The organism is Actinoalloteichus sp. AHMU CJ021 (genome assembly GCF_002895405.1).
In the GTDB taxonomy this organism is placed as follows: Bacteria; Actinomycetota; Actinomycetes; order Mycobacteriales; family Pseudonocardiaceae; genus Actinoalloteichus_B; species Actinoalloteichus_B caeruleus.
The window spans coordinates 3,122,529-3,143,011 of sequence record NZ_CP025990.1; the positions used below are offsets into that span (position 1 = coordinate 3,122,529).

The window sequence follows — 20,483 nt, forward strand, 5'->3', positions numbered from 1 at the left end:
CGTGTCCAGGGCGTGGCGGGCCACCTCCGGCCACCCGCTCGTCTCCGCGCGGGTCGGGGCATCACCCGCCGCTGGCCGGCCGCCCACCCGCCACGAGCCAGGAGGGCGCGGCGTCGAGGCATGAGCTCCCGCTGCCCGCCGCCGGACCGGAACGGCGTCCCGTCGCCGGATGGGAGGCGGGTCCCCGGCGGGGAGGGCCTCAGTCGCCCCGGCGGACCGGGCCGAGGATCTCCTGCTCCTTCTTGGTGGTGATCAGGCGGAAGGGGCGCCACAGGTTGCGCCCGAGGGCGATCACCCCGTCGTCCTTGAGGTTCGCCAGCTGGTTGATCATGGGGGGAGGGAGGCGCCACATCCGGGCGGCCAGCTGCGCCTGGCCCACCGGCAGCCGTTGCATCAGCACGAGGTCCGCCGCGTTCGCCGTACCGGCGGCCTGGGGGTGCAGGTACGGCAGCACGTACATGGTCGTCTGCCAGGGAGACCTGGGTGGGAAGAGCTCCTGGGGGACGTGCCCGCCGTCGTGGACCACCAGGAGCGGGCCGTCGTCGGTGGGGCGGGGCAGCTCGACCGGCGACAGCCGTCGCACCTGGACCAGTGGTACGGGACGACCGTCCGGGCCCTGCCCGGCGGCGCGCGCCACCGACTGCCAGGCCGCGGGACGCCCGGTCGCGATCACCACCCATGCTCCGGTCGCCATCGCGCGGAGCGCGACCTGTCGTGCCAGGTACAACCCTCCGACCAGCACGATCCGAGTCGGTGCCGGCCGTAGGACGGAGATGGTCAGCGGCTCGTTCTTCATGCCGGAACCGAGCACCATGCCGCCCCGGTCGCCGGCCGGGCTGACCGCGTCGAGCAGTTCGGGTGACACCACGAACTCCGGTGCGACCCCCCGACCGGAGGGGCCGTAGGCCAGGCGGCTGCTAGTCATGCCGATCCTCCCAGTGGCAGGGTCGCGGCGAGCCCGGCCACCTGGAGGCCTCGCAGCGGGGTGAGCGTGATGTCCAGCTTCTCGCCGAGGGTGTTCAGCTTCCCGTCGGCCGCCTCCAGTTCGGACGGTGTCCTGGCGCTGACGCGGACCAGTCCCCGCAGACCCACCTTGCCGTCCTCCTCGCTGGGCGAGATGGACAGGGTCACCGTGGAGGACAGGGCCCGGACACCGGTGAGGGCGTTGATGTTCCTCATCCCGCCCTTGCCGGGCCACCGCGTGATGGCGTAGCTCGCGTGCCCCACCCCGCCGGCCGTCACCCCGGTCCAGCGTTCGCGCAGCCCGACCTTCTTGTTGGCACCCGCCACCGACTGGAGGTTGGCCGCGGAGATCCCGGAACGCAGCACCTCGTCCACATCGAGCGGCCGGGTGGACACCCCGTGCCGTTCCAGGGCGGAACGGATGCGGGAGAGCGCGCCGATCAATGCCCGGTGCGCGCCGACCACACCTCCTCCTCGCTCGGTGATGGCCTGCTGGCAGCGCCTCGGGTCGAGCCGGACGGCGACCCAGGTGGTGCGGCGGGCGGCGGCCGGCAACGGGCCGAGCACCTCCAGGTACGAGTTCAGGGCCGGCGAGTTGGGCGGCAGGGCGGCGCTGCCCGGGTAGCAGTGCCAGATCACCTTGATGGAGTCGAGGATGACGCCTCGGTCCTCCAGGCAGGGGGTCAGGGCGCCCAGCGGCAGGTTCGGTGCCGCGCCGACGTGGGTGACCAGCGCGGGGGGCGGCTCGACGAGCAGCACCGCCGTCCACGTTCCGTCGTGCATCGCCAACCCGACCTGACCGCGTTCGTGGTCGGTGCCCTGCGCCACCACCAGGTCGGGCAGGGCGAGGCGGAGCAACGACACCCGGGCGTCCTCGGGGCCCGTCACGGGCTTGTCGTCGAGTTGGACCTCCTCGTCGTCCGCCCGGGCCGGTGGGTGGGCCACCCTGGTGTGCGAGCGGGCGGCGTAGCCGAGGGTCAGCTTCGTCCACTGGGTCAGCCAGCGTCCCTTCCAGCGGGTGAAGGCCACCACCAACGCGACGAGCAGCACCGCGGCGGAAGCCGGCCAGAGACTGGTGCTGACGGCCAGCAACAGCAGTCCCACGGCCAGCCCGACCTCCAGGACCACGACGTTGGTCACCGGCAGCGGGCCGAGGCTGGCGCCCGTCGCCCGCCGTCGCGCGCTGCCGACCCGTGCCGTCGGCGGTGCCGCTGGCGGCGACGGTTGGGGCCGCCGGGGCTGGGCAGGGCTGGGTGTGGTCACGCTCATCCGTTCGGTCTCTCCCCCTCGCTGATGCAAGACGGCGGATCGTCGGCGGGGGCACGCACCCGCCTGGCGCCCTTATCGGGAAACGGCGCCACAGTCGTGCTGCTGCCCGCTATCCTGCCGAACGGTACCGTGGACTAGGGAGCTATAGGCCGCAAATGCCCTCAACACCTACCACCAAGTCCCAGGTTCAGGCTTACCGCTTCGTCCTCAGGCGAATGCAGTCGGCGCTGGTCCGCAAGGACGCGGTGATGCTGCACGATCCGATGCGCACCCACCAGCGCTCCGTGGTGGCGGGGATGGCGCTCGCCGCCGTGGCGCTGTTGGGTTTTCTGATCTTCGGTGTCATCTCGCCCAAGGCGAGTCCGCCGAGCGCGGGCGAGATCGTGATGGCGCAGCCTTCTGGCGGCATCTACGTCGCCGTGGAGCAGAACAACGCGCTCCAGCTGATCCCCATGATGAACATGGCCTCGGCGCAGCTGCTCCAGATGCGGATGCAGGGCGGCGCGTCCGCCGGGCTGCCCGAACCCTCGTTCGTCAGTGACGACGTGCTGGCCGACATCACCATCGGCAGCCAGCTGACCGGGATCCCCGGGGCGCCGGAGAAGATGCCCAGTTCCGAACGGCGAATCGATCCGGTGTGGACGGTGTGCGACTGGGCGTCCTTCGACGACAGCCTGGCGAACCCGGCGGCCTCGGCGTCGGCGGAGACCTCGGTGCTCGCCGGCGTCCACGACCTGCCGGGCCGCGCGCTCGCCGAGGACGAGGTGGTCGTCGCCCGTTCCGAGGCCGACGGCGAGATGTGGGCGATCTACCGCCCGGATGACACCCGCGCCGGGTCGCGTGCCGTGGTCCGCGCCTGGGTCGACCCCAACCACCAGGTCAACCAGGCGACGCTGGCCTCGGGGCTGCGTGAGCCGCACCTGATGACCGAGGCGTTGCTGAACAGCATCCCCACCGTCGACGACTACGCGGCCCCGGACATCCCGGACCAGGGGCTCCCCGCCGACCGGGAACTCGTGCTGCCCGACGGCAACGCGGCGGGGATCGGCACCGTGGTGGCCGCGTTGGACGCGTCCGGGCAGGGCCGGGACTACTACGTCGTGCTCAACAGCGGGTACCAGGACATCCCCGAGGGCGTCGCGGAGCTCATCCGCTGGTCGCAGGGACAGGCCCAGGCGGAGGTGCCGCTGGTCGAACGGGTGGACATCACCCGGCTCGGCGCGGCCGCGGATGCCGACCTCGTCGAGATCCGCGACCTGCCGAGCCGTCCGCTGCGACCGGTCCCCTACATGGAGAACCCGGTGACCTGCTTCGCGTGGAACGGTTCGGACGACCGGGAGCGCACCGAGCTGCGGGTCGGCGAGGACATCGAGTTGCGGGGCGCGGACGCGTCGGACGACGACCCGCTGTTGGAGCGGGTGCGGCTGGGTGCCGACAACGCGGCCGACTACTTCTTCATGCCGCCGGGGAACGCCGCCGTCGTCCGCAGCACGACGTCCGAGGGCAGCTTCCAGAGCGGCCCGATCCACTTCGTGTCCGACCGGGGTGTCCGGTACGCCATCCCGGACATGCGGCACGTCACGGCGCTGGGGCTGTTGCCGGAGAACAGCACGCTGCCGCCAGCCCCGGAACCGATCCTGCGCCTGCTGCCGGCGGGCCCTCGGCTGGACCAGAACAATGCCGACCTGGTGTTCGACTACGTCCCCTTCGACGAGAGCGGTGACCGTCGACTCGACGTCGAGGAGGGCGCCGGCGAGTACGTCCCCGACCCGGACGGCGTCGGGGACGGGTGGTTCGAGGGCTTCCCCCAGGACGGCTGACGGCGAGTGGGATGACGGATGGCGGCGGCCCGGGAACCCCCGGGCCGCCGCCGGCGTCTCATCGGCCGAACGGCCTCGTCCGGAGGTGCGCGCCGCGCCACGGCCGGACACCACCCACGGCCGTCGTGCTGACGACGAGCATCCAGGGAGCCCGACGTGGCGGACATCAGCATCGACCCGGAGTGGGTCACCGACTACGCGCGTCGGCTGGAACGCGCCTCCGAGGACCTCGGCGAGGTAGGCCAGTCCGTCCACGTCGACGGGGTGGGCGCGGAGACGTTCGGCGAGCTGGGCGTCGAGGTCGGCACCGACACGGCGTACGCCGAGGTGCGTGACCACCTCGACACCCAGCTGGCCCGGGGCCGCGAGGTGCTGCTGGCCGCCTCGGTGGCGCTGCGGAACGTGGCCCGTGTCCACCTGGCCCACGACGAGGACAGCGCGGCGGAACTGAACCGCTCCGGCGCCGATCCGGCCTGAACCGCACAGGGAGTCGCCCGTGTTCCCCGACCGCTACCCAGCCGACCCCACCGTCGTACCAGGTGGCGTGGCCTTCGACCGCTCCCCGGGGTTCGGGGGCACCAGCCGGCCCGCGTCGACGGCGAGCGAGGCCGCCCCCGCCGCCCCGGCGGGGGCGGTGACCGCGTCCGAGCCGGCTGCCCGTCCACCGTGGCTCCCCCAGGAGGGGGCCGTCGGCGGCCCGGACGGTGACCGGCTGGCCGGGGACGCCGCCGGCCATCTGGGCTTCCTGTCCTGGATCTCCGACCAGCTCGGGGTTCCGGACCCGGTGCACGAGTACTTCGGCCCGGTGGTGGGGCGCTGGAGCGACATGCACGAACAGGCCGAGCACTGGCGGGCCGCCGCCAGGCGGGTCGAGGAGCTGTCGGAGGAGGTCGCCGGTCCGCTCGGTGGCCTGGACGAGGCCTGGACCGGGGACGACGCCGACTCGTTCGTCGAACACGTCCAGGAGGTGACCCGCGCCGCGAACGCGATGGCGGACACCATGACCGCCGTCGCTGACGCGTTGGACGTCACGGCGGACGCCATCCGGCAGCTCGTGCGGGACATGGTCGAGGTGCTCGCGGGCAGCGCTGACTCGGTGTCGGAGGCGTTGACGCTCCCGGTGGCGGGTGAGGAGCGGGCCCGCGACCACCTGGCCACGATGCGCGAGCCGCTGCTGGAGCTCTTCGAGGCGGTCCGGGAGGTGCTGCGCGCGCTGGTCGGCCTGTGCTCGGGGCTGGGTGGTGACACCGTCTTCTCCGACCTGCGCATGGCGCACGTGTTCCCCGAGGACGACTGGTCCTTCGACGTGCCCTCCGTCCCGGGCGGCGGCGGCCCCGGCGGGGTCGACGTGGCGGGTGCGGGCACCGGCGGGGGTGCGCCCGGCGGCGGAGGCGGTGCCGGCGGCGTCCCCTCGGGTGGTGGTGGCCCCGGCGCCGGCTCGGCGGGGGCGGCGCCCGAGTCCGAGCAGCCGGTCCGGGCCGGGGGCACCAGCGGTGTCGCCGCCGCCCCCGGCGACGCGGTGGCCGGTCAGCAGGGCGCCTCGACCGGGCAGGCCACCCAGGGCGGCCGGGGGATGGGCGGTGGCGCCATGATGGGTGGCGGGATGATGGGCGGCGGGGCCCAGCAGAACCAGGGTGACCAGGAGCGGAAGAACCAGTCCCGCATCATGTCCGACGCCTCGGAGCTGTTCGGTGAGCCGGAGGCCACGGTGGCGCCGGTCATCGGGGAGGACGGCTGACAGCGCTCCTGACCTGGCCGGGCTCAGCCGGCGTCCGGCTCGGTGAAGTCGAGCAGGACCTTTCCTGACCCGGCGGCGTCGGCCGCCGTCGTCAGGGCCGCCGCCAGCTCGTGGACCGGGATGACGTGCGAGACGACGCCCTCCGTCGCCAGCGAGCCGTCGGCGAGGGCGGCGAGCACCGCGGCCATCTCGTCGTGGAACCGGAAGGACCCCGCCACCGTGATCTCCCGGCTGATGAGGCCGGCGACGGGGGCGGGGATGTCGCCGGCGGGCACCAGCCCGAGCAGCGTGAGGTGCCCGCCCCTGCGCAGGCCGGCGGCGGCCGCGGCCAACCCGGCCGGACTTCCCGAGGACTCGACGGCGACGTCGACGCCAAGCGCGGCCACCGAGGCGGCGTCCGTCGCCACGATCGTCCTGGTGGCTCCCAGCCCCTCGGCGACTCGGAGCGGGCGGTCGTGCAGGTCGGTGACGACGATCTCGGCCGCACCGGCCCGGGCCAGGACGGCCACGACCAGCGCGCCGATCGGACCGGCGCCGGTGACGAGCACGCGCCGCCCCCGGACCTCCCCGCTGCGGGCCACCGCGTGCCAGGCGACGGCGGCCGGCTCGGCGAGGGCCGCGGCGCGCGGCGGGAGGCCGGCGGGGAGGGGGAGCAGCCGGGTGGCCGGCAGGACGCGCAGCGCGGCGAAACCGCCGTCGGTGTGGGGGTGGCGGGCGGCGCTGCCGAGGTAGGTCGTCCTGGGGCAGATGTTCTCCCTGCCCTCGGCGCACCGGTCGCAGGTCCCGCAGGGGTTCGCGGGGTGAACGGCCACCGGGGTACCGGCGGCCGGCCCGCTGCCGTCCGCCGCGGCACGCTCGACGTGGCCGACGACCTCGTGACCCAGCACCATGGGGGAGCGCAGCACGGACTCACCGGCCGCGCCGTGCCGCCAGTAGTGCAGGTCCGAGCCGCAGATGCCGCCGTAGGCGATGCGGACGACCGCCTCGGCCGGCGTGGGTTCGGGAAGCGGTACCCGGTCCAGGCGCACGTCACCCGCGGCGTGGGCGACCACGGCGAGCGTGTCCTGGGGGGCGGGGGCGGACGGCGACGGGGCGCGGGACACGGGTGAGTACCTTCCTTCCGGACGGAGGGGAGAGCCTGGTCGGGTGGCGGCGGTCCGGGCGACCTGGTGGGGCGTTCCGGCCGCTGGTCCGGCCGGGACGGCTCGCCACCGGGAGATCAGACGACGGCGGTCATGCCCCCGTCGACGAAGATCACCTGCCCGTTGACGAAGTCGGACCCGGAACCGGCCAGCCACACGGCAGGGCCCACCAGGTCCTCGATGCGGCCCCACCGGCCGGCCGGGGTGCGCCCGGTGATCCACCCGGTGAACGCCTCGTCCGCCACCAGCGGGGCGGTCAGCTCCGTCTCCACGTAGCCGGGGGCGAGGCCGTTCACCTGGATGTCGTACCCCGCCCACTCCGCGCACATGGCCCGTGTGAGCCCGGCCAGGCCCGCCTTCGCCGCCGCGTAGGGGGCGATCGACGGCCTGGCCAGCGCGGTCTGGACGGAGCAGATGTTGACGATCTTGCCGCGACGGCGGGCCACCATGCGGCTGGCGACGGACCGTCCGACGAGGAAGGCGCTGGTCAGGTCGGTCCGCAGCACCGCGTCCCAGTCCTGGGGGGCGAGTTCGAGCATGGGCTGCCTGTGCTGGAAACCCGCGTTGTTCACGAGGATGTCCAGCGGCCCGATCTCGGATTCCACCGCCCCCACCGCCTCGTCCACCGCCGACGGGTCGGTGACGTCGAAGGCACTCGTCCTGACCCGGTCCGCCCCGACGCGCGACCGCAGTTCCGCCGCGGTCGAGGAGAGGCGCTCGCTGTTCCGCCCGTTGAGCACCACGGTGGCCCCGGCCTCGGCCAGGCCGGTCGCCACGGCTCGTCCGATGCCTCGACTGGACCCCGTGACCAGCGCGATCCGGCCGGTCAGGTCGAACAGGGCGTGGGACATCGACGTCTCCTCGGTCGTGGGTCGTGGGTCGTGGGTCGTGGTGGGCGGTGGGGACGGCCCTCGGAGCACCGTCCCCGCCGTCGGGTGGGTTATGCGATCAGGTAGATCGCGTAGGCGAAGCCGAACCCGATGAAGGCCATCAGGGTCTGGATCACGGTCCACGTCTTCAGGGTCGTCTTGACGTCCATGCCCATGAACTTCCCGACCAGCCAGAAGCCGGAGTCGTTGACGTGGCTGGCGATGACGGAGCCGGCCGCCAACGCCAGCACCAGGGCCGCCAGTTGCACGGAGCTGAGGTCGGTCATCGTGGCCACCACCGGTTGGACGATGCTGGCCGCGGTGGTCAGGGCGACCGTCGCCGAACCCTGCGCGATCCGCAGCGCGCTGGCGATGACGAAGCCGGCGAGGATCACCGGCATCCCGAGCCCCTCCAGGCTCTCCGCCAGGGCGTCGCCCGTTCCACTCGCCCGGAGCACGGCGCCGAACATCCCGCCGGCGCCGGTGATGAGGATGATCGAGCAGATGGGGCCGAAGGCGCTGTCGACGATGCCCTCGGTCTCCCGGCCGGGCCTGCGGCGTCGGACGCGCAGCAGGTAGATGGCCAGGAGCACGGTGATGAGCAGGGCGACCGGGGTCTGCCCGACGGCCCGCGCGGCCAGGACCCAGCCCGCCTCGGGATCGACGAAGCCGGCGACGCCGAGGGCGTCCAGGCCGGTGTTCGCGAAGATGAGGGCCAGTGGGAGCAGCAGCAGGAGCAGGATCGTCCACAGGGCCGGCGGGTCGGCCTCGTCCTCCTCGGAGGCTGTCCCGAGGATGTCCGGGACGGGCAGGACCAGGCGCTGACCCATGATGCGGCCGTAGAGGTATCCCGCCAGGTACCAGGTGGGGATCGCGATGGCGAGCCCGAACAACAGCACCAGGCCGATGTCGGCCTCCAGGAAGCCGGTGGCGGCCACCGGGCCGGGGTGCGGCGGGACGAAGATGTGCATCACCGAGAACGCGGTGGCGGCCGGGAGCCCGTAGAGCAGCACCGACCCGCCCAACCGGCGGGCGACGGTGAAGATCACCGGCAGCATGACGACGAAGCCGGCGTCGAAGAAGATCGGGAAGCCGAAGAGCAGCGAGGCGACGCTCAACGCGAGGGGCGCGCGGTTCTCGCCGAAGAGGCGGAGGAGCCGGTCCGCGAGCACCTTGGCCCCGCCACTGGTCTCCAGGAGCCGGCCGAGTACCGCGCCGAGGCCGACGAGGAGCGCGACGGAACCGAGCGTGGAACCGAAGCCCTCCGTCATGGTCGGCACGACCTCGCCCGCCGGGATACCGGTGGCCACGGCGGTCACGAGGCTGACCAGCACCAGGGCGAGGAAGGCGTGCAACCGGACCTTCATGATGAGGAACAGCAGCAGCGCCACCGCCGCGAGCGACACCAGCAGCAGGGAGCCGGTGGACAGGGCGGGGGTGAAGTCGGTGTTCACCGGCGGCCTCCTTCCTCGGCGGTGATGGCCTCGGTCGCCCGCTCGACGAGGTCCGCCGGGGGCGCGCCGATGTCCAGCACGACCCCGCCCTCGTCCGCGCCGAGCGGTTCCAGCGCGGCGTACTGCGAGTCGAGGAGGGACGGCGGCATGTACTCGTGGCTGCGGGCGGCGACCCGCTCGGCCACCAGGGACCGCTCGCCGGCCAGGTGGACGAGGAACAGGTCCGGGGCGTAGTCGCGCAACACGTCCCGGTAGTCACGTCGCAGGGCCGAGCACGCGACGACCGGGGGCTCGCCCGCGTTGACGCCCTCGGCGACGCGAGCGCCGATCACGCGCAGCCAGGGAAGCCGGTCCTCGTCGGTCAGGGGCTGGCCGGTGGCCATCTTCTCGATGTTCGCTGCCGGGTGCAGCGAGTCGGAGTCGACGAAGGGCCGGTGCAGCCGCTCGGCCAGCAGTGCGCCGACCGTCGACTTGCCCGACCCCGAGACCCCGATGACCAGCACTGGTCGCGGCGCCGTTGCCGTCATTGCCTACTCCTATGCTGAGTGGCCTGGGTGGACCTACATCGGATGAGTAGCGCAGAGACTAGGCATTAAATCTGATGTAAACAACTCCCTGTGTGAAATAAGTCAGACGAAAACCGTGGGTGTTGATCGGGTCACCGGCGGCACCGGGAAAGGGCGACGGCGTGGCCTGGGTGAGCCTGCACGACCGGCTGTTGGAGGAACTGGGGCTGGCGGTGACCGGCGGAACGCTCGCGGCCGGGGACCGGGTGCTGCTCGACGAGCTCGCCGACCGGTTCGACGTCTCGCGATCGGTCATCCGCGAGGTCGTGCGGGTCCTGGAGGCGCTGTCACTCGTGTCCTCCCGGCGACGGGTCGGGGTCGTGGTCCTCCCGGCGAGCGAGTGGAACCTCTACGACCCGAGGGTCATCCGCTGGCGCCTGGCCGGCGACCAGCGGGCCGACCAGCTCCGCTCCCTCTCACAGCTCCGGGCGGCGGTCGAACCGGCGGCGGCGGCGCTCGCCGCGCACAACGCCAGCATCGAGGTCGCCGCCGAGCTCATGTCGGTGGCCGGGCGGCTGCGCGGGCTCGGGCGGTCCGGCGACCTCGAGGCCTTCCTCGTGGTCGACATCGCCTTCCACCAGATGGTCCTCCTCGGCAGCGGAAACGAGATGTTCGCGCAGCTCTCGGACGTCGTGGCCGAGGTCCTGACCGGCCGGACCCAGTACGGGCTGATGCCCCGCTACCCGGCGGCCGAGGCACTCCAGTTGCACATCGACGTGGCCGACGCCGTCCAGCGCGGTGACGCCGCCGGCGCGCAGTCGGCGATGCTGCGCATCGTCGACCAGGCGGTCGAGGAGCTCGCGCCGATCTGGCGGTAGCACTCGCGGCGCACCGGCTGACGTCCCGAGGGGCCACCGCCCGTCGTTCGCCGGGTGACCGACCAGGCGGTCGTACCGGTGCCCGCCCGGCCAGGAGCGTGAGCCGTGAGCCTGAGGTCGGGACGCGGCACGACGTCCATGCCAGGGGGCGGGCGCCCAGTCGCCGGGTGCGGGACCGGGTGGGCGTCCGTGCCCGGCGTCGATCCCACCGCGGCGCGGTGGACCCGCTCCCTCAGCCGTCCTCGGCGAGCTGGCGGTCCCGTTCCCGGGTGTGGCGCAGCGTCCTGGTGATGAAGACGGTCAGCAGGAGCAGCCCGATCCCGCCGCCGGCGCCGGCCACGGCGACGATGGTCGGGGTCCAGTCCCGTTCCTCCAGGTGGTGGACACCGCCGTGGAACAGGGCGTCCGCCCTCGGCTCCTCCTCCGGGAGAGTGCGCGTCAGCGCGGCCACCGGGTCCACCACCCCGGTCCCCCACCCGAAGGCGACGCCGTTGACCCCGCCGGTCTGTTGCGCGGTCCGCTTGATGCGGTCCACGACCTGCGTCGCCGACAGGTTGGGGAAACGCTCGCGCACCAGCGCGGCGGTGCCGGCGACGTAGGGGGCGGCGAAGCTGGTCCCCTGGATGGGTTCGAGGCCGTTGCCCTGGATGTCGAGCATGTTGGCCAGGCCCTCGCCACCCGGCGCGGGATCCACCGAGGTGACCTCGGTGCCCGGTGCCGCGATGTCGACCCACCAGCCCTGCACCGAGAACTCGGCCAGCGCGCCAGTGCGGTCGGTGGCACCCACGGCCAGCACCTCGGGGAACGCGCCGGGCAGCGTCATGTGGGTGACGTTGTCGGCGGTGTTCGTGGAGCAGCCGTCCGCCCCGTTGCCGGAGGCGGCGACCACCACGACGTCCCGCTCGTGGACCGCGTACTTGACGGCCGCGTGTAGCCGCTGGACGTAGGGGGACTCGACGTCGGTGATGGGCTGGCAGGAGGACTGGGAGAGGTTGATCACGTCCACGCCCTGGTTCGCCGCCTGCACGATGGCCCGCGCCATGATGTCGGTGTTGCCGGCGCCGGCGACCTTCTCCTCCTCGGGGATCTCGTCGTCGGCGGTCTGGTAGTAGTTGGAGACATTGCGGATGCCGACGAGCTCCACCCCCGGGGCGATGCCCCGGAACCGGGAGTCGTTGCCGAAGGGAGCCGCCCCGATCAGTCCGGCGACGATCGTCCCGTGCCCCTCGCAGTCGAAGGTCCCGTCCCGGCCGTCCCGACCGTCGATGTAGTCGCCCGCCCCGCTGAGCCGGTCACCGAAGGACGGGTGCCGGTTCACCCCGGTGTCGACGACGGCGACCCGCTGCCCTGACCCGGTCGCGCCCATCCGGGCCAGCTCGTCGAACCGCAGGTAGTCGTGCGCCCAGGACTGCGGTGGCAGCGACCCGCTCGTGCTCGCGCCCGGGGTGATGCAGGCCGTGCGGTGCTCGAACAACGCCCAGTCACCGCCGGTGGGCGGCACGCCGGGTGGCGCGGCGGGATCGACGTCGGGGAACGTCGGGACGTTGCCGTTGAGCCGCCGGTCGGCCTCGGACCTCGGGCGGTCGGGGTCGTCGGCGGTCTCGTCCCCCGGGGCGTCGCCCTCGGGGGACTCCGGGTCAGCCCCGTCCTCCGCGCCAGCCCCGTCCTCCGCGCCGGGGTCCCCCTGGTCGCCGAGGTCCTCGCCCCCGCCGCCCTGACCGGGGTCCTCGGGACTCCCCTCGTCCTGCTGGTCCTCCTGCGCCACCGCCACGCCCGTCAGCGCCGGAGCGGCGCTCAGGCTCGGGCCGACGAGCGTCACCACCGCGACCGTCGCCCCCGCGGCGAGCCGCCGGACCGCGCCACCCGAACGTCGGCTGGCAGCCATCGTCATGTCCTTTCGCCGCACCCGCGATGCCCTCCCGTCGGAGTCGCGGCCGTCACCACTCGATCTGGATCAACTGGCGGAAGGTCGTGTACAGCTCCATCACGGCCAGCGCCACCGGGATGACCGCCGCGATCATCACGGCCTCGAAGATGTCGACCGACCGGCGGAGCACCGGCGAGAACTTCTGGTCGGGGAACACCACCCCGAGGACGAACGCGGCCACCGCCAACACCATGAGCGTCCCGAAGACGCCCAACAGCATCACCAGCTGGTCGTCGGTCGCGGTCATCCACCCCACCACGAGGCCGGCCGCGGTGAGCATGCCGCACATCAGCAGCGCGATCGCCTGCGTCCCGTTGGCGTAGGTGCGGGAACGCAGCAGCAGGACGATCGAGACGACGACCCCGAGCACCGGACCCCAGAAGTTGTCCGACCCGGCCGCGATCACCGCACCGATCGCGGCGACCACGCCGCACCCGATGATCATGCCGGTCATGTACTCGTGCGCCAGTCCCGAGCGCTGCTCGATGATCGCGTAGTCCGGGAAGCCGGTGTCCTCCTTGAGGTCCTCGGCGCTACCGGGGACCTGGGGGAGGGGCAGCTTCGCCAGGTAGATCGTGAGCCGGGGCAGGATGGACAGCGCGGCGAGCGAGACGGCGGCCGCCCCGGCCGCGATCCCCGACGGGGGGTGGTCGACGAAGGTGCCCACCAGGAAGGTCAGCGCGCCCAGCGCGCCGGCGGCCCCGGCGGCGACGAAGACGACGACGCCCTGGCCCAACAACATCACGCTCGCCGACGCGAAGACGGTGACGAGCGCGGACCCGAGCAGGAACGACGGTGCGAGCTCACCGCCGGGAACCAGGTACAGCCCGCCGACGAAAGCCATCGGGAGCCCGCCGGCGGCGGCGATCAGCAGGCCGGTCCTCGGTGCCCGGTACGCGCGGGTGACCACCGCGCCGGCCGCGACGGCGACCACCGCGGTGACCGTGGCCGTGATCGCCGACCCGAGGCTCCGACCCGAGACGAACAGCGCGACGGCCGCGACCACCAGCGCCAGCACTCCCGCGATGTGGCCCAGGCGGTGGGCGGTCTCCTTGGTCCACGGCCGGAAACTGAGCGGGTCGGAGTCGGAGATCGCGTCGACCACGTCGTCGTACAGCGGTGGTGGCGGGTTCTCCGAGCGGCGGCGCAGTTGCACGATCTCGCCGTCCAGCACCCCGAGGGAGGCCAGTGTCCTGCTCGGGTCGAGCGGCCCCTCACCCATCTTCGCCAGGCACCAGCCGCCATGCCGGGCGCCGCCGTCCGGAGTGGCCTCCTTGGACATCTCCAGCAGCATCGGAAGCAGGTCGGCCACTGCGACGTCGGCGGGCAGAGCGAGGTCGATGCGTGTCTTCGGCGCAACCACCGTCACTCGGCTGAACACCGTCGTACCGGTCGCCACTGCGCCCCCTAATGTCATGTCGTCGGTTGCTTCTCGGGCCGCCCCCGTGGCGGGCGGGCGTCCCCGTGGACCGGGTTCACCGAATCCGTCCCGCCGTCGCGGTGAGCGCCCTTAGTATGGCCGCACCGAGTTGGGCGAGTCCGTGGGTTTGGCGTAACCGAACCAGAACGTCGGCCGGAATGCCTCGGGAACGGGAAAATCAGCGGACTCCCCCGGACCCGAGCGTGAACCGCCACCGCGTCGCCGACGTCCGCCGACCGTCCCGTGATGTCGAGTGCGAGAGGTGCCTGTTCGGTGAGCACGCTGAAGTTCAAGCGGTCGCCGCGGCTGTCCGCCCCCCGGCCGCCCGGTGGTGAGGTGCATCTCGAACCACCGCCCGAGGTGCCGAGGCCGATACCCGGCAACATCATCCAGAAGCTGCTTCCGGTGATCATGATCGTGGCGTCGATCGGGATGATGGCGCTGATGTTCACCATGCGCCGCAACCCGATGATGCTCATGTTCGGCGGCATGTTCCTCATCTCGACCATCGGGATGATGGTCGGCGGTGGTGGCAAGGGCAACGCCCAGAAGAAGGCCGAGATGGACGAGGACCGCAAGGACTACCTGCGGTACCTCGGCCAGATGCGGGACCGGGCGCGCGAGGCCGTCGCCGAGCAGCGGGCCTCCCGCGAGTGGCACCACCCGGACCCGCAGGCGTTGTGGTCGATGGCCACCAGCCGCCGCATGTGGGAACGGCGGCAGAACGACTCCGACTTCTGCCACCTCCGGGTGGGCCGGGGTTCGCAGCGGCTCGACACCAGGTTGGTCCCGCCGCAGACCGGGCCGGTCGACGAGCTGGAGCCGTTGACCACCCTCGCGCTCCGCCGGTTCGTCCGGGCGCACTCGATCGTGCCCGACCTGCCCATCGTGATCGCGCTGCGGGGCTTCGCCGCGGTGGGGATCGAGGGGGAGGCCAAGCACGGCCGGGCGTTGGCACGGGCGATGATCTCCCAGCTCGCCACCTTCCACACCCCCGAGGACGTGCTCATCGCCGTCGTCACCTCGGGCCGGGCGAAGCAGGAGTGGGAGTGGGCCAAGTGGCTGCCCCACGTCCAGCACCCCACGATCAACGACGGCATCGGCTCGCTGCGGATGATGGCCGGCTCCCTCGGCCAGGTCGAGTCGTTCCTCGCCGACCACCTGCGGGACCGGCAGCGGTTCAGCCGGAACGCGCCGCCGCAGCCGGACCAGCCGCACATCGTCATCGTCATCGACGAGGGCGAGGTCACCCGTGAGGAGTACATCCTCATGGAGGAGGGGCTGATGGGCGTCACGCTCCTCGACCTCTCCAACTCCCTGGGCAAACTCACCGCGCGGCGGGGACTCCGCCTCGTCGTCGACGAGAAGCGGGTCGGCGCGCGGAGCGCGAGCGGGGTGGAGTGGTTCGGCTCGCCGGACGACCTGAGCCTCGCCGAGGCGGAGGCCCTGTCCCGCAAGCTGTCCCCCTACCGGCTCGGCGCGGCCTCGCAGGAGCAGAGCGAGGAGGAGCCGCTGCTGTCCAACCCGGGCGTGCTGGAGATGGCCGGTATCGCCGGCGACGAGATGACCTTCGACGTCCAGGAGGCCTGGCGACCCCGTCCCGTCCGCGACCGCTACAAGGTCGCCTTCGGTGTCGGGGAGCATGGCCAGCTCGTCGAGCTGGACATCAAGGAGGCCGCCGTCGGCGGGATGGGCCCGCACGGGCTGTGCATCGGCGCGACCGGGTCCGGCAAGTCGGAGTTCCTGCGGACCCTGGTGCTCGGCCTGCTGGCCACGCACTCGTCGACCGCGTTGAACATGATCCTCGTCGACTTCAAGGGCGGCGCGACGTTCCTCGGCCTGGACAAGGCCCCCCACGTCGCCGCGACGATCACCAACCTCTCCGGTGACCTCACGCTGGTGGACCGGATGAAGGACGCCATCTCCGGCGAGGTGTCCCGGCGGCAGGAGATCCTGGCCAAGGGGAACTTCAAGAACGTCTGGGACTACCAGAAGGCGCGGGAGAACGGGGCCGACCTCGACCCGCTCCCGGCGTTGTTCATCTGCATCGACGAGTTCTCCGAGATGCTGACCGCCAAACCGGACTTCATCGACATCTTCCTCCAGATCGGCCGGGTGGGCCGTTCGTTGCAGATCCACATGCTGCTGGCCTCGCAGCGGCTGGAGGAGGGCAAACTGCGCGGACTGGACACCTTCCTGTCCTACCGGATCGGTCTGAAGACGTTCTCCGCCTCGGAGTCCCGGGCCGCGATCGGCGTGCCCGACGCCTACGAGCTGCCGCCCGTGCCCGGCTCCGGGTACCTGAAGTTCGACACCACGAGCCTGGTCCGGTTCAAGGCCTCCTACGTCTCCGGCCCGTACCGGCCGGCCGGTGTCCAGGTCGGACCGACCTCGGCCCCGGTCACCGCCGACCGGCGGCCGAAGCTGTTCGTCCCGGACTACGTCGAGATCCCGAAGGAACCGGAGAAACCGGCCCAACCGGCTCCGGCCCAGAAGAAGAAGGAGGAGGAGGCCAACGAGCCCAGCGAGCTGGACGTGCTGATCAGCCGGCTCGTCGGCCAGGGGCCGCCCGCGCACGAGGTGTGGCTGCCGCCGCTGCGGGAGTCCTCCCCGCTCGACCTGCTCATGCCGCCGCTGGCGCCCGCCGAGGACCGGGGGCTCTCCCCAGCCGGCTTCTTCGCCAACGGTCGGCTCCAGGTGCCCATCGGCCTCGTCGACAAGCCCTTCGAACAGCGCAGGGACCTCCTCTGGGCGGACCTCGCCGGCGCGAAGGGGCATGCCGCGGTCGTGGGTGGCCCGCAGACCGGCAAGTCGATGGCGCTGCGGACGCTGATCATGTCGATGGCGTTGACCCACACCCCGGAGGAGGCCAACTTCTACTGCCTCGACTTCGGTGGTGGCACGTTGCAGAGCCTCTCCGGGCTGCCCCACGTCGGCGCGGTGGCGGCCAGGCGCGATCCCGACACCGTTCGACGGACCATCGCCGAGATCAGCGGGCTGATCGCGCAGCGGGAGGCCCTGTTCGGCAGGCTGGGTGTCGACTCGATGGCCGACTACCGGGTGCGCAAGCGCCGGGGCGAGGCCAAGGAGGACCCCTTCGGCGACGTCTTCCTGGTCATCGACGGCTGGCTCAACTTCAAGACGGAGTTCGAGCCGATGGAGAAGCAGGTCCAGAACCTCGCCGGGCAGGGCCTGAGCTACGGCGTGCACCTGGTGCTGACCGCCAACCGGTGGGCCGAGATCCGACCCGCGCTCAAGGACCTGCTCGGGACGCGGTTCGAACTCCGGCTCGGTGACCCGACGGAGTCCGAGGTGGACCGGCGGGTCGCGGTGAACGTGCCCCAGGGCGCGCCTGGGCGGGGCCTGTCCCCGGAGAAGCTGCACTTCCTCATCGGCCTCCCCAGGATCGACGGTTCGTCGAACTCGGAGGACATCGCCAACGGAGTGGGCGACGCGGTGGCGAAGGTGTCGGGCGCCTGGCGCGGCCCGCACGCACCCAAGGTGCGGTTGCTCCCGGAGCGGCTGCCGATCGAGCAGATGCCCCGCCTGGAGATGCCGGCCGGCAAGAAACTGGTCCCCATCGGCGTCGACGAGAACGAGCTCGCACCGGTCGCGTTGGACTTCGACTCCGATCCGCACTTCATGGCCTTCGGCGAGCGCGAGTCGGGCAAGACCAACCTGCTGCGCACGATCATCGAGGGCATCACGAAGGTCTACACGCCGCGTGAGGCGCTGATCCTGCTGGTCGACTACCGGCGCACGATGCTCGGTTTCCTCCAGACACCGCACCTGCTGGAGTACGCGGTGTCGGCGAACCAGCTGAAGGGCTACGTCGGCGACATCAAGAACTCGCTGGCCAAGCGGATGCCCGGCCCGAACGTGACGCAGGAGGAACTGCGGAACCGGTCCTGGTGGAAGGGACCCGACCTGTTCGTCATCGTCGACGACTACGAGTTGGTGGCCCCGCAGGGGGCGAACCCCCTCCAGCCGCTCGCCGAGTTCATCCCCCAGGCCAAGGACGTCGGTCTGCACGTGATCACCGCCAGGAACATCGCCGGCGGCTCGCGGTCCTCCTTCGAGCCGGTGATCGGCAAGATGAAGGAGGTGTCGACGCCGGGCATCATCATGAGCGGGCCCAAGGAGGAGGCGAACATCCTCGGCAACATCAAGCCGACCGCGATGCCACCTGGTCGGGGCACCGTCGTCAGCCGGCGGGTCGGCCAGCAGCTGATGCAGATCGCGTGGCTGGAGCCGAACTTCTGACGAATCGTCACGGCTCCTCGTCGAGCGGGGGAGGGGGCTGTCGAGTGGGACGGCCCCCTCCCCCGCGTCCGGGCGTGCCCCTCGCCGTGCGGTCACCGCGTCGGACCGGGACCAGCGGTGTCGCGGGCTCCCCCGGAACGGTGGCTACCCTGACTGCCAAGAAGGTCGGGAGGCGGTCGGTATCGCCTGTCGTGGCCGGGTGCCCCGGGCCGACGGGTGGGCCGGTGCCGGCGGCCGGCGGGGTCCGGTTTGAGGGGCGTTGACGTGAGCTTGCGCGTGGCGGTCGACTTCGGGACGTCCAGCACCTGCGTGGTCGCCTCGGTCGACGGGCGTGAGCCGCAGGTCGTCGTGGTCGACGGACAGCCCCTGATGCCCTCCGCCGTCTTCGCGGCCGAGGACGGGACCCTCTTCGTGGGCGCCGAGGCGGAGCGGCAGGCCGCGATCGACCCCGCCCGCTACGAGCCTTACCCGAAACGGCGGGTCGACGAGGGCGAGCTGCTGCTCGGCACCACGGTGCTGCCGGTGTCGAACGTGGTCCACGCCGTCCTCCGGCGGGCGGTGGACGAGGCCAGGCACCTCGCGGACCGCGCCGTCGTCGACCTCCTCGTGCTCACCCACCCCGCCGAATGGGGCGCGACGCGAACCCGGCTGCTGCGGCAGGCCGCGCACGGCCTGGCCCGCGAGTTCGTCCTGGTGCCCGAACCGGTGGCGGCGGCGGTCTTCCACAGCACCCTCCAGGCGGAGCAGGCGGCGGCGGACGGACCCGCCGAACCGGTCGCGGTCCTCGACCTCGGTGGGGGGACGGTCGACGTCAGCGTGGTCCGCCGCGCCGGAACGGGTTTCGAGGTGCTGGCGACGCGCGGCAACCCCGGATTCGGCGGTGCCGACATCGACCAGGCGCTGCTCGACCACGTGGGTGGAACCGCCTCGGCGGTCGACCCGGCCGGGTGGCAGGAGTTGACCGGAGGACGTGACCTCCCCGACCGCCGCCGTCGACGGGTGCTGTTCCAGGACGTGCGGGGCGCCAAGGAGACGTTGTCCCGCCACAGCTACACCGACATCCCGCTCCCGCCGCCGTTCGCCGACGCGCTCGTCACCAGGAGCGACCTGGAGGCGCTCATCCACGACAGGATCGCGGAGGCGGCGGACCTGGTGGGCCGGGCGGCCCGGGACGCCGGAGTGGAGCCTGGCCGACTCGGCGCCGTCTTCCTGGTCGGCGGTTCGAGCCGCATCCCGCTCGTGGCGCGACTGGTGCACGAGCGGGTGGGAGTGGTGCCCACCACCCTCGACCAGCCCGAGACTGTGGTGGCGAGGGGCGCCCTGCGGGCGGTGGCCCTCGACCCGGAGCGGACCAGCGGGGTCGCCGCCGTCCGGGCACCCTCGGGAACCCCGGCCCGGGGGCTCCGGGGTCCGGTCGCGGCACCCGTGCCTCCGGCGGTCCGCTCGGGGAGCGGCACGCCTCCACCGGGTTTCCCGCCCGCCGGGCCCCCCGTCGCGGCGCCCCCGGGGCACTACGGCCCGCCCGGCCCCGCCCCGCTCGCCGGCGGTCCGTTCCCGCCGCGTGGTGGCGGTCCGGTGGTCGGCCCCCCACCCCGTCCCGCGCACGGTCCGCCGCCGCTGGGGAAGGGTCGCGGGCGGCGGGACCAACGCCGGTGGTGGCTCCTCGGCGGTGCTCTCGTCGCTGCCCTCGCGGTCGCGGCGGCGCTGGTGGTCTTCGTCCTCCCCCGGAGCGACCGGGAGATCGCGCTCTACGACTACCGCTTCGCCTACCCGGCCGACTGGGAGCAGAGCGGCGGCGACGCCGCCCAGCGCAAGGTCCAGATCAGACCGGAGGGCGCGGCCGAGGACACGGACCTGGTCGTCGTGCAGGAATGGCGGCTGGACTACGACAGCGACGCCGACCGGGAGCGGGCGGCGAGCGAGCTGCGTCAGAGCTACGAGGAGCGGAACGGGTCGGTCGGTGGTTCCACCTTCGCCGGTTTCGACGTGGGCGCGGAGTACGCCGGCCGGGACGTCGTCTACTACCGGCAGGACCGGGCGGACGGGCGGACCGTGGACTGGTACCACCTGTTCGACGGCAGGCTCCAGGTCGCGGTCGGCTGCCAGTACACGCCCCAGGGGGCCGAGCGGGTGGCCCAGGCCTGCGAGCGCGTGGTGGACAGCCTCCGGATCGGTTAGCCGGCGGCCCGCTCGGCCGGTGCCCGCGAGCGGCCCGACGATCCGGTGACAAGCGA

At 72.5% G+C, this 20,483-nt stretch carries 14 protein-coding genes; 6 read left to right on the top strand and 8 right to left on the bottom strand.

Annotated features, from left to right (window positions below):
* Nucleotides 1-199: 199 nt before the first annotated feature.
* A complete protein-coding gene (locus C1701_RS13445; RefSeq protein WP_051314131.1) occupies nt 200-925 on the bottom strand; it encodes a hypothetical protein in 726 nt (241 codons plus the stop codon).
* Complete coding sequence (gene eccE, locus C1701_RS13450) at nt 922-2,103, bottom strand: type VII secretion protein EccE (protein WP_026419503.1); 1,182 nt, start codon at nt 2,101-2,103, stop codon at nt 922-924. Before eccE ends, C1701_RS13445 begins: the two co-directional genes overlap by 4 nt.
* Before the next feature lie 344 nt (nt 2,104-2,447).
* On the opposite strand from eccE, the gene eccB reads away from it, so the two are divergent.
* From eccB to C1701_RS13465, 3 genes are all read left to right on the top strand, one after another.
* A complete protein-coding gene (eccB, locus tag C1701_RS13455) occupies nt 2,448-4,052 on the top strand; it encodes a type VII secretion protein EccB (RefSeq protein ID WP_051314129.1) in 1,605 nt (534 codons plus the stop codon).
* 156 nt (nt 4,053-4,208) lie between these two features.
* The gene (locus tag C1701_RS13460; protein WP_026419502.1) at nt 4,209-4,529 is read left to right on the top strand and encodes a hypothetical protein; all 321 of its coding nucleotides are present in this window, start codon (nt 4,209-4,211) and stop codon (nt 4,527-4,529) included.
* A 19-nt stretch (nt 4,530-4,548) separates the two neighbouring features.
* Nucleotides 4,549-5,790: a WXG100 family type VII secretion target gene (locus tag C1701_RS13465; protein WP_051314128.1), complete on the top strand. Its 1,242-nt coding sequence runs from the start codon at nt 4,549-4,551 to the stop codon at nt 5,788-5,790.
* Between the two features lie 23 nt (nt 5,791-5,813).
* Here C1701_RS13465 and C1701_RS13470 read toward each other — a convergent pair whose 3' ends face one another.
* The 4 genes from C1701_RS13470 to C1701_RS13485 form a co-directional block, all read right to left on the bottom strand.
* Complete coding sequence (locus C1701_RS13470) at nt 5,814-6,893, bottom strand: alcohol dehydrogenase catalytic domain-containing protein (RefSeq protein ID WP_103055977.1); 1,080 nt, start codon at nt 6,891-6,893, stop codon at nt 5,814-5,816.
* 116 nt (nt 6,894-7,009) lie between these two features.
* Nucleotides 7,010-7,783 (bottom strand): SDR family NAD(P)-dependent oxidoreductase, encoded by a 774-nt coding sequence (locus C1701_RS13475; RefSeq protein ID WP_026419499.1) that lies wholly within the window; start codon nt 7,781-7,783, stop codon nt 7,010-7,012.
* An 89-nt stretch (nt 7,784-7,872) separates the two neighbouring features.
* Nucleotides 7,873-9,255: a GntP family permease gene (locus C1701_RS13480; RefSeq protein WP_026419498.1), complete on the bottom strand. Its 1,383-nt coding sequence runs from the start codon at nt 9,253-9,255 to the stop codon at nt 7,873-7,875.
* Nucleotides 9,252-9,782, bottom strand: a complete 531-nt coding sequence (locus tag C1701_RS13485; RefSeq protein ID WP_026419497.1) for a gluconokinase — start codon at nt 9,780-9,782, stop codon at nt 9,252-9,254. The genes C1701_RS13480 and C1701_RS13485 overlap by 4 nt, the downstream gene beginning before the upstream one ends.
* Nucleotides 9,783-9,943: 161 nt before the next feature.
* Between C1701_RS13485 and C1701_RS13490 the strand changes: the two genes are divergently transcribed.
* Nucleotides 9,944-10,639: a FadR/GntR family transcriptional regulator gene (locus tag C1701_RS13490; protein WP_026419496.1), complete on the top strand. Its 696-nt coding sequence runs from the start codon at nt 9,944-9,946 to the stop codon at nt 10,637-10,639.
* A 232-nt stretch (nt 10,640-10,871) separates the two neighbouring features.
* Here C1701_RS13490 and mycP read toward each other — a convergent pair whose 3' ends face one another.
* Both mycP and eccD read right to left on the bottom strand, forming a co-directional pair.
* The gene (mycP, locus tag C1701_RS13495; RefSeq protein WP_103055978.1) at nt 10,872-12,524 is read right to left on the bottom strand and encodes a type VII secretion-associated serine protease mycosin; all 1,653 of its coding nucleotides are present in this window, start codon (nt 12,522-12,524) and stop codon (nt 10,872-10,874) included.
* A gap of 52 nt (nt 12,525-12,576) precedes the next feature.
* Entirely contained in the window at nt 12,577-13,965 is a 1,389-nt protein-coding gene (eccD, locus tag C1701_RS13500; protein ID WP_026419495.1) for a type VII secretion integral membrane protein EccD, read from the bottom strand.
* Nucleotides 13,966-14,259: 294 nt separating this feature from the next.
* Here eccD and C1701_RS13505 point away from each other — a divergent pair, with 294 nt between their 5' ends.
* A complete protein-coding gene (locus tag C1701_RS13505) occupies nt 14,260-18,249 on the top strand; it encodes a type VII secretion protein EccC (RefSeq protein ID WP_026419494.1) in 3,990 nt (1,329 codons plus the stop codon).
* Between the two features lie 264 nt (nt 18,250-18,513).
* Entirely contained in the window at nt 18,514-20,427 is a 1,914-nt protein-coding gene (locus C1701_RS13510; protein ID WP_103055979.1) for a type VII secretion-associated protein, read from the top strand.
* The last annotated feature ends 56 nt before the right edge of the window (nt 20,428-20,483 follow it).

What these genes read in the sequence shown, in the direction of transcription:
- C1701_RS13445 (WP_051314131.1), bottom strand. Translation starts at nt 925, where the DNA reads ATGACTAGCAGCCGCCTGGCCTACGGCCCCTCCGGTCGGGGGGTCGCA.
- eccB (WP_051314129.1), top strand. Translation starts at nt 2,448, where the DNA reads ATGCAGTCGGCGCTGGTCCGCAAGGACGCGGTGATGCTGCACGATCCG.
- C1701_RS13475 (WP_026419499.1), bottom strand. Translation starts at nt 7,783, where the DNA reads ATGTCCCACGCCCTGTTCGACCTGACCGGCCGGATCGCGCTGGTCACG.
- C1701_RS13485 (WP_026419497.1), bottom strand. Translation starts at nt 9,782, where the DNA reads ATGACGGCAACGGCGCCGCGACCAGTGCTGGTCATCGGGGTCTCGGGG.
- mycP (WP_103055978.1), bottom strand. Translation starts at nt 12,524, where the DNA reads ATGGCTGCCAGCCGACGTTCGGGTGGCGCGGTCCGGCGGCTCGCCGCG.